General features: G+C 51.6%; 6 protein-coding genes. 5 read left to right on the forward strand and 1 reads right to left on the reverse strand.

Annotated features, from left to right (window positions below):
- Positions 1-9 precede the first annotated feature (9 nt).
- Both V8J84_RS16615 and V8J84_RS16620 read left to right on the forward strand, forming a co-directional pair.
- Positions 10-1,509: a hypothetical protein gene (locus V8J84_RS16615; protein ID WP_339933267.1), complete on the forward strand. Its 1,500-nt coding sequence runs from the start codon at positions 10-12 to the stop codon at positions 1,507-1,509.
- Between the two features lie 117 nt (positions 1,510-1,626).
- Positions 1,627-3,234 carry a hypothetical protein gene (locus V8J84_RS16620; RefSeq protein WP_339933269.1) on the forward strand — a complete coding sequence of 536 codons (1,608 nt, stop codon included), beginning with the start codon at positions 1,627-1,629 and terminating at the stop codon, positions 3,232-3,234.
- Between the two features lie 218 nt (positions 3,235-3,452).
- Here V8J84_RS16620 and V8J84_RS16625 read toward each other — a convergent pair whose 3' ends face one another.
- On the reverse strand, positions 3,453-4,928 hold the full coding sequence (locus V8J84_RS16625) for an NYN domain-containing protein (protein ID WP_339933271.1): 1,476 nt from the start codon (positions 4,926-4,928) through the stop codon (positions 3,453-3,455).
- A gap of 425 nt (positions 4,929-5,353) precedes the next feature.
- Here V8J84_RS16625 and V8J84_RS16630 point away from each other — a divergent pair, with 425 nt between their 5' ends.
- From V8J84_RS16630 to V8J84_RS16640, 3 genes are all read left to right on the forward strand, one after another.
- A complete protein-coding gene (locus V8J84_RS16630; protein WP_339933273.1) occupies positions 5,354-7,912 on the forward strand; it encodes a hypothetical protein in 2,559 nt (852 codons plus the stop codon).
- A complete protein-coding gene (locus V8J84_RS16635) occupies positions 7,909-8,910 on the forward strand; it encodes a hypothetical protein (RefSeq protein WP_339933275.1) in 1,002 nt (333 codons plus the stop codon). Before V8J84_RS16630 ends, V8J84_RS16635 begins: the two co-directional genes overlap by 4 nt.
- Positions 8,911-8,975: 65 nt before the next feature.
- Positions 8,976-10,268, forward strand: a 1,293-nt coding sequence (locus V8J84_RS16640) for a tetratricopeptide repeat protein (RefSeq protein WP_339933277.1), incomplete at its 3' end; no start/stop codon positions are given.

Below are 10,268 nucleotides of genomic sequence, written 5' to 3' on the forward strand. Positions count from 1 at the left end.
GAGGTTAATATGACGCGTCTGTTTGTCTACCTGGTCATCTTCTGGTCGATTGCGACTACAGCTGTGGGGCTGTGGGGCGTGTTCATAGATGTTCCGATCTTGAAGGCAATTCCTAGTTCAGAGAACTGGCCAATCCTGAGCTTATTGCTTCCTATTTTTGTAAGCACAGTCATTGTGGCCGCTCTTTCAACTCTGCATCGCCTGGCAGGCCACTATTTTTCACGAGGTAAGTACCTGTTGGTTTTGCTTTTCTTCTGTGGGGGCCTTGTTTTCAATGGGATATCGGGCCTTTTCGCTAGCGGTACTAATAACTTACTCATAAACAATGATCTTTTGACAGAAGGTAAGAATCGTGAAGCTCTTTCGGGTGTAGATGCGACTGTTAGTGAGGTCTACTCAATCGTTAGGCTGGCCAGGGACGAAACACGTTCTGCGGCCACACTTTCTTCGCAACGTGCAAAAGATGAAGAAGCAGATGGTGGAACTTGCGTGGGTAACCCTTCTGGCGGCGGGCCGGGGCCACGCACAACGCTTAGGGCAAATTTGGCTTTAGAGCTGAATGGGGTTGCCGGGGTGATGCAAGACTTGATGAATGACGCAGTTTCGCTGCGTTCAGAAGTTTCGACCATCCGAACGCCTGAGGATCGCCGAAACCTTTATGTAAAGGCCGTAGCGCTATTGGATGATCCTCGCCTTTCGGAAGCTTCCACTAGGTTGGGAGTTGTGAGTAACGGGTTCTCCAACGGATTTGTTCATCCTGATGACGCGGGCGCAACTTTAGTATGCGGCGACCCAGACATGTCCCAAGCCGTCTTGACGGCGATGAATGCTGTGTCCACCAGTTTTGATGTGCCAGAACCACCCACAGGAAGTACGGATCCGGTCCTAACAGACTCTATCCAAAATACCATTGGAGTAGTCCAAAGCCTTGGTAAGAGCCTGTTCTTTTCAGGTGATATTGTCAGCGGAGGGTTTGATCAAAGAGTATTAGACGCAACCGTTCCAACACTGATGCTTTCGTTTGTGATTGAATTTATATGTATGGTGTGGGCCTTTGCAGGCGGGTTAAAGAGCGACAGTTTTCGCAATACACCGAACCCATTGCTTGGCCTGGACGATTACGGTGAGATGGATCAAGATGAGGCGCTGCTCCAGTCAGACACCTATCAATTCTTAAGCGAACTTACTGTACCAGTGACCCATGTTGCAAAACGGCGGGTTTTTTGGGGTACTAAGGTTAAGAACTTTGTCTTTTTCATTGTACCGCAGTCGCGTGATGAGAAGCAGCGTCAAGCGGGACTATTTGTGAGGAAAGCAAAGTTACGCCAGATTGAAGCCGCCAAGGTAATCGATGTTGGAGACTTTCTAATGGAGGATTCTGACGCAACTCACTTTGAAAGTGTGATGGGCACTAGGCAAGTACGCGTATACTATTGGAACCGAGAGGCAGAGGGTTTGATGAACAGAATGGCGAGGAATCTCGGGTTACGGGGCGCGGCCTTTGTATAATAATCGGCCGTTTGCTTGATATTGATGGCCTAATTACGCTCGTAGCCAGATCAGGTTGCAAGGTAGGTTTTGCGTCGTGGTAACGGGAAACTTCACGAAAATGCAGGATTTATAAGTATGAATTTTGACGAACGGGAACGGTTTGCCGTTGGGATGCAGTTATGGGTGTCCGCAGTTTTTGGTGCGATTGTCTTATTTGTAGGGGGGCTTGTTATATGGCTGGTTGCGGCCAGCCTGAGGCAAGTTTTTCCAGACGTCGCTGCCGCTTGGCCACAAGATGGGTTTGCCTCGTTTGGTCAGCTAAGCGCCGACTCATTTTGGAATGCGGTAACTGGAGAAGTGGCCATAAGAAATTCGGTATTGATTTTCTCGGCGGCTACCAGCCTTTTCTGCCTACTTGTATTCTGGTCTCGTATGGCGAGGCGTGCATGGATTGATTTTTGGGGTAGTGCGCTAAAACGGTTTGTACCAATCCCTCGGGACAAAATTCGCTTGTCGCGAGGGCCAGAATTAGCAGCAATGTCTCAGCAACTATCTGAACGGGAACCATTTGAATACCAGCTACTGCTCAGCCGCGAGAAGCGACTTTTTCTTCGCGGTCAAACCATTGATATTCTTCCATTTTTTAGAGAGGTGTTCATCGAAAAATCTAGGTCACTGTTTGTGTTCGGTCGAATTTTTCGTATTCTATTTCTTGCAGTAGCTGCTTTCGCGACGGTCGCTTTCATGTTGGCCAGCTTTGGTGTTAGCAAAGTCGAATTTTACGCTTACCTTGCTGGTGGAGCGCTAATGATTGTTGCCGCCATTCTGCTTTATTTTATCGCAGGTCTCATTCGTAGCCTCTTGGACAGGAATCTGCTTCTTGCGTTGAACTCTTCTGAGGCACGTGAAAGTGACGTACGGGAGCGTGAGTCCGACTACCCAATATCATTGCCGGTCTCTGCTCAGAGCCTTGCAAGGCACATCCGCTCAAAACTAAAAGCTCAAGGTGTTTTTGGGCGTGCCCGTGTCTCAGAGAACCAAAAAGAAGACGGATCACGATCTGTGATTGATACCGGTGATTTTGGGATATCGATGCTTGTCGAAGAGGACTACCGGGAAGCAGATAATCCTTACGAAAGCGTCGGAGTGAGGCGTTTACGAATAGGGAATGCACTTTCGCTTTCGGCCTCCATCTTGCTGTTGGTTTTGGTGACGCCAGCGATTCTATCGCTCATTCTTAGCTCATTGAGTCAAACGGGTGTCCGATATTTGTTATCTCCTGTCATTATTGCAATCGCATTCCCTGCTGCGCGTTATCTTACGGAGTTGGCGCACGGCCTCAAGATAGAAGGCCGCATGCTTTTACTGTCTGATTGGGTCGAAACCACGGTTACTTTTGCCGATTTTCACGGTGACGTGCGCTCGAAGACAACCAAACAGCTTGATGCTAACGGGATGCAAGGAGAAGAAGAAAAAGGACAGGTCTGTAGTACCAGCTTTACCACTGTCTCTACGACTGTACGCTTTGCATCCGCTACTGCTGATCCGAGTGCAGAACGGTATCCGTTTTCGTATTTTGCAGGGGAAGATCATGATGCGCGGACGGTAGCGGTCGAAACAGCGCTTCGAGAAATTGAAAGATTTGGAAAGGGTCCAGCTTCTGAATTTTTTGCACCACATGAAAAGGGTGACACACCCTCATTGATTGAGGCGGAACAAGCAGATCACAAAGATGAAAGCTAAACCTAAGCAAGTGCTATTTATAGAGGATGTTTGGCAGACTTTTGGCTAACTTGGTACTTGCCCCACGCCGAATAGGGTCGATGGCTTAGCCTGCCACAATCTCTAGGCAAAACAGGCGTGGTTCTGGTAGGTCTTGATTAGCTTTTCTCCTGCGAAAACGGTCGTTTCTGCTCGTCGTAAAAAACGGTGGGATTCTGGCTGTCGTGCGAAGACGTAGGTCAGACGACTTCTTCAATATACTGACTTTCTACACCAAAGATTTCATCAATAATTTCGTACTCACGCTCTGTTGGCTCTCCTAGCATATTCTCGTGAACTTCCGTCATCGATGACCACATGCCAGTTTTAAGCTGGTGAATATCAAGACCCGACGAGGAAAAACTTACCCCTTGCGACAACAGTCGGGTAAGAACGAGGTTAACGTTCTGTCGACCTACAGAATAGCGGCTTTCAAGAGTTCCGACTTCGATCTGATTACGAATGTCATCTCGTATCGAAGCTGAAAGTGGATTTCTTTCTACCACCCCCTCTTTGATCAATTTAAAAGCACTCTCCAAGATAAGATTGAGTTGTTTGGGAGAGAGCCGAGGCCAACCGACGGAGCTCAGCTTGTCAATGAACTCCCTAATTTCCACGGAACAAGCATCAAATGGGTCAGCGTTGGCAGATGAGCTATCACCTGCCAGCATCGTTATCATGTTGTCAGAGATAACCAAGCTTTGGACGTCCGATGAATTTATGAAGTCAGTCAATCGCCCATATCCAAACCACTTCTCCTCCTTAACCTTTGGGCCAAACTCCTTGTTGATCTTATAGCCAATTGAAGCCCCGTCTAATGGCCCGCCTTCATCGAGCACCTCCCGCTCAATGAAAGCAATAACTTGAGACTTAAGATCTTCATTTGATTTTTTAGACCCTTGTGATGAAATCGTTTTTTGCCTTAGGGTTTCTTGTCCATCCTGTTCCGTCAGTACCAAACTCGGGTGCGCAGTTACCATAGCTGCGATCCAGGCACGGCGTGTGCCATAATCGAGCCAATTGCTTTCACGAAAGCTCGGGAACTTTTTTATCACGATGCCTGGGAGGTCGTCAGCTAGCTGCGACCCATTACTTTCAATAAATCCTTTCACATAGCTACCGATTTTTCCTGCTTCACTTTCTCCCTTTGCAGCATCAGTGTTTAAGGCATCAGAGATAAATCGATCGATATCAATGGTGTCCGTAGCTGCGTTTCGAAGCGCTGAAGACGTTACAGCTGTAGATATAACAGACGTTGCCCGCCTCCATTCTCTCAGACGCAATAGAACAGGCGTAAAATCAGCATCAGCTGACAGAATAATGAATTCATCAAAGGTTGTATTGTGGTTAAGCGCATCCAGAATATCGAGGACCATATGGATGTCGGCGGAGTTTTTTCCTTGACCGGTTAGTGCTGGGCAATCAATTGTTTTAAAACCAGAATAAACAAAGTTTTTTCTGTACTTACCAAACATTGCTGGGTTCAAGTAACAAGCACGCAAAGCAATATTCTGTGGCACTGGAGCGTCACTGCTGTCACGGTAATGGCCATCTTCAAACCATTTTAGCCAGCTTAGCGGGTTCTCAGCAAACGAATTGGCCGCAGTTTTCGAAGCATCCGCCAAGCTCCCATATATATTGTCGAAATCCAAGAAGAGAGCTGCTGTTCGTTCCATGTCACTCCTGCACCCAGTAATAGACCTTTGCGAAGCTAACCGTCGCCGAACTTGTTGCAAGTACTTTCAGGTAGCATTGGCAGGTTTTTCAGCTCGAGATCACCCAAACTGCACGGAAATCACGAGTTCGCGCTGTTTCTCCCGCTGTGACAATAACCTCTTGCCACGACCTTTGCGCCAAAAACGGTCGTTATCGCCGGGGCCAATAACTCTCGGCGAAACGTGCAATTTTAGGTCAGCGTTCCTGACGTATAATCAGGGTTATGTAAACTATTCTGACAATCGCTTGCCAGGGCAACGGTGAATCATGGATTGTAAAGACAATCGGTCGACGGCGTTCTAAAGTAAGAATTATGGTTAAAGCATTTCACCTAGCATCGATAATAGTTACCGTAACCTTCGCCACCATTCTAGCTTCACCACCCTTGACCGCTCAAACGGCTGCTGAAGCTGCGGTGCCGGTGTCCGAGGTACGGCGTCAGGTTGTGGCTGCTTTGGCAGCTTCGAATGCAACTCTGGAAGCGACCAAGCGCCGTAGTGATCGCCAGTTGCGGCGCCAGTTGTTTGAGATCGAGGATCTACAGGCACAGATTGCGGAACTGGACAGTGCTGGCGAGACAACTGCGCAAGAACTTCAGGCGCTGCGAAACGAACTTGCTTTGGAACAGGAGCGTTTCGTTGAGGAACTGGCGGACCGCGACCGGGTATATGCGGACGAGATTGCAAGTTACCGGCGCGCTGTCGAAGACATCGCGGCCACGCCGGACGGGCTAGTTGCTTTGGAACGCTTCAATGCCGGAGAGGAAGCTGAAGCACTGGACATATTTGATCAGTTAATTGCTGCGCAGTTTCTGTCAGGGAAAAGGCGCGTTGCCCAGCTGGCGCTAGACGCTTGGCGCAGGTCGAAAGTTGATACGGCGAGTGTGATCGTGCGGTACCATGAGATCACTCAACTTGATCCGGATAGTTTTTGGGACTGGATTGAGCTCACGCGTTTGCAAGTCATTGCAGGGGACTTACCCAGCGCGCGTAGTAGCGCTGATGCGGCAATGGCGGCCGCAAGTTTGTTGAGGGATCAAGCCGTAGCCAGTGATCAATTGGGGAATATCTTGATGCTGCAAGGTGATCTCCCGGCCTCCTTGGCCTTCTTTACGCGAAGTCTCAAGATTAGAGAACAGCTGGCAGCAAGCGATCCAGGCAACGCTCAGGCGCAGGACGATCTTTCCATCTCGCTCGTTAGGATCGGGGATTTGCAGATGACCCAGGGCGATAACGAGGCTGCCTTGGCTGCCCTCACCCGTAGCCTGAAGATCGCAGAGCAGCTGGCCGCAGCCGATCCAGACAATGCCGATAGGCAGGTCAGCCTCTCTGTCTCGCTGAATTGGATTGGGGACGTGCGGCGAGTTCAGGGCGATTTAGCTGGCGCTTTGGCTGCTTATACTCGCAGCCTCGAAATTTCGGAGGAACTGCTCGTCAGGGGTCGTGTCGATGTCGAGATACAACGGGGTATCTCCATCTCGAGCAATAGAGTCGGGGATGTGCGACAATTGCAGGGGGATTTAGCTGGCGCTTTGGCGGCCTACACCCGTGGCCTCGAGATCGCAGAGCAACTGGCCATTAGCGATCCCACTAATGCGGAGGCGCAACAAGACTTATCAATATCTCTAAGTAGGCTTGGGATTGTGCGGCAAGCTCAGAATGATCTGACTGGTGCTCTAGCTGCTTATACCCATGGCCTCGAGATCGCAGAGCAACTGGCCACTAGCGATCCCACTAATGCAGATGCTCAGCAGTCTGTTTCCATATCGCTCAACAAAGTTGGGGATGTGCGACAATTGCAGGGGGATTTAGCTGGCGCTTTGGCGGCCTATACCCGTGGCCTCGAGATCGTGGAGAAACTGTCTGCCAGCAATCCCTCAGATGCCAAGGCGCAACGCGATGTTTCCGTCTCGCTCAACAAGATCGGAAATGTGCTTGAGGCCCGTGGCGACCTTTTGGGCGCTTTGTCCGCCTTTACGCACAGCCTGGAGATCAGTGAGCAGCTCGCTGCAAGCGATCCGGGTAATTCCCTGGCGCAGCGCGACGTCTCGGTGTCGCTCAATAAGGTAGGGAAAGTGTACATGTTTCAAGGCGATTTTGCTGGCGCTTTGGCCGTCTATACCCGCAGTCTGGAGATATTAGAGCAAGTTGCCGAAAGCGATCCTACTAATGCGAGGGCGCAACGTGACGTATCCGTTTTGCTTGAAAGGGTCGGTGATGTGTTTACGGCACAGGATCACTTCTTTGCCGCCTTAGCTGCATACATGCGCAGCCATGACATCAAAAAAAGGCTCGCCGAAAGCGATCCGACCAATATGGAAGCGCAACTAGATCTAGCCATCGCGCTCGCCAAGATTGGGGATTTGCGCATGGCACAGGGTGATCTTAGTTCTGCCCTTGCAGTATATACCCGCAGCCTGGAACTCAGAGAACAGCTGGCAGCAAGCGATCCAAGCAACGCTCAGGCGCAACACGGAGTCGCCTTTCTGCTCGAAAGCGTTGGCGATGTTCAGCGCGCTCAAGGTGATCTCACTGCCGCCCTCACCACTTATATGCGTAGCTTGGAGATCGCAGAGCAGCTGGTAGCAAGCCAGCCAGGCAACATTCAGGCGCAGCGCGATGTCGCCCGTGCAATCAAAAATGTTGGTGATGTGAGGCGGGCCAAAGGCGATCTCGTTGTTGCTTTCGCAACCTATATCTATGGCCTCGAAATCGCAGAGAAATTGGTCGCAATCGATCCAGGCAACGCCGAGGCGCAGCGGGATGTTATGGTGTCAAACTACAATCTTGGGGTCACTCGAATCCGCCAGGGCTTTGCCGAAGAGGCTACGGATTATTTGATCCGAGCGTTGAAAATCACCGATGACATGATCGAAAAAACTGACAATCAACAATGGTTAGCGGATCGTCAGTTGATAGAGATTGCTTTGGATTCAGTTCAATGAAAGTGCATTTAGTTGAGGATACAACCCCTTCCAAGCAAACAGCAAAAATCATACACACCCTACACGATTTAAGGTTTGAAGTTGTCGCTACTAGCCCGGAAGCACCCAGGTTTCGGGAACCCGCTGTACTAATTTGGAGCAAAAACGGTCGAGGCGATCATGACATTAGTGAACAAGAGCTAGCTACACTCGCGGAAGCGGGGCGCTTGATTTCTGTCTTAGTTGAGAAGACAACTCTCCCCGAAACACTGCCTAAGCATCCGGTCGTAGACCTATCCGGCTGGCGCGGCTCCCCACGCAATGCGTTCTTTGAAGACTTTCGCAACTACTTAGAAGCCGCATCTCAACGAACGCCGCCACCTCCACCGCGAGGGCCTTTGGTTCGCTTTGTTCAGCGTATGTGCGCAGGGCTAACCATAGGGGTGATCATAGCTTTCGTCTTTGGGTTCGCTCTCAACTTGCTAGAGCTTCAAAACAATCTTTGCTCCATCAATTTCAATCAACCCAATGTGTCGGATTTCTGTGGAAAATATGGTCTAGGCGACAAGCCTACCAAAGAAGAGCGCTTGGCATGGGAAGGTCGCGAACCAGACAGTTGTGAAGCCTTGCGCGCTCATATCGAGAAGTTTGGGGAGACCGGCGCTAAGTTCGATAGGGCGTCCGCAATGTTGGACGCACGACGCATTCTCACTACTGAGAACTGGACTCCTCGGCAACAACAGACACCGTTTAGCCAATCGATCAATTCGGCTGGGTTCGAAAGCGAGACCCTCGCTCGTGAGGATGCTTTGACGCAAGCTTCTACGGACGCTGAAGTCGCTTGCGGCGCACTTGGCGAGAGCGACTTTTTCCGAATTACAGGCTCTTCTGTAGAACCCCTGACGTGGGACTGTTTTACCGCAAGTGGGTCACACTACTGCGGCTTTGATGGAACACGCACTTGCGAACTAGAGCAGCTTGAGAGGACTACGACCGAGATCTGTGGACCGCTACCATGATAAAGACTTTCCGCATACTATCCCTGGCTGTGGGGATTTCGTCCACTCTTTTACTTTCACCATCCTTGACCGCTCAAACGGCTGCTGAAGCGGTGGTGCCTGTGTCGGAGGTTCAGCGTCAGGTCGTAGCGGCTTTGGCAGCCTCGAATGCAACCTTGGAAGCAACCAAGCGGCGCAGTGATCGCGAGCTGCGGCGGCAGCTCTTTGAGATCGAGGATTTACAGGCACAGATTGCGGAAGTGGCCAGTGCTGGTGAGACAACTGCGCAAGAACTTCAGTCGCTGCGAAACGAGCTTGCGCTGGAACAGGAGCGTTTCGTTGAGGAACTGGCGGAACGCGACCGGGTGTATGCGGATGAGATTGCAAGTTATCGGCGCGCGGTCGAGGACATCGCTGCCACGCCGGAAGGGCTTGCTGCCCTGGAACGCTTCAACGCGGGTGAAGAAGGCGAAGCCCTTGCGATCCTGGATAGGTTGCGCGCGGCGCGTGATCTGGCGGCAGCCCGGCGCATCGCGCAACTTGCGAAGGATGCTTGGCAGCGGTCTCGGGAATCTACTGAGAGCCTGATCGCGCGATTTGAGGAAATCACCCGACTTGACCCGGAAAGCTTGGAGGACTGGATCGAGCTTACGCGACTTGAAGTGATCGCAGGGGACCTGAAGGCGGCACAACGCAGTGCCCAAGCTGCCTACGTGTTGGCGCGCACTCAACGCGAACAATCGATTGTGCAGAATGATCTAGGCGACATATTGCTGCTTCAGGGCGATCTCACCGCCGCCCTCAACGCGTATACCCGTTTCTTAGAGATCGCAGAGCAGCTTGCGACAAGCGATCCCGGCAATGCGCAGGCGCAGCGCGATGTCTTCGTCTCGCTCAATAAGGTTGGAGATGTGCGCGTTGCCCAGGGCGACCTTGGCGCAGCGGTGGCGGCGTATACCCGTGGCCTTGAGATCGCAGAACAGCTTGCGACAAGCGATCCCGGCAATTCCCAGACGCAGCGCGATGTGTCTGTATCGCTCGACAGGGTTGGCGATGTGCGCGTTGCCCAGGGCGATCTTGGCGCAGCGCTCTCCGCGTATACCCGTGGCCTTGAGATCGCAGAGCAGCTGGCGACAAGCGATCCCGGCAATGCGCAGGCGCAGCGCGATGTCTCTGTCTCGGTCAATAAGGTTGGCGATGTACGCGTTGCCCAGGGCGATCTTGGCGCGGCGGTGGCGGCGTATACCCGTGGCCTTGAGATCGCAGAGCAGCTTGCGACAAGCGATCCCGGCAATGCGCAGGCGCAGCGCGATGTCTTCGTCTCGCTCAATAAGGTTGGAGATGTGCGCGTTGCCCAGGGCGACCTTGGCGCAGCGGTG

This window comes from Yoonia sp. 208BN28-4, from assembly GCF_037543925.1.
Taxonomy (GTDB): domain Bacteria; phylum Pseudomonadota; class Alphaproteobacteria; order Rhodobacterales; family Rhodobacteraceae; genus Yoonia.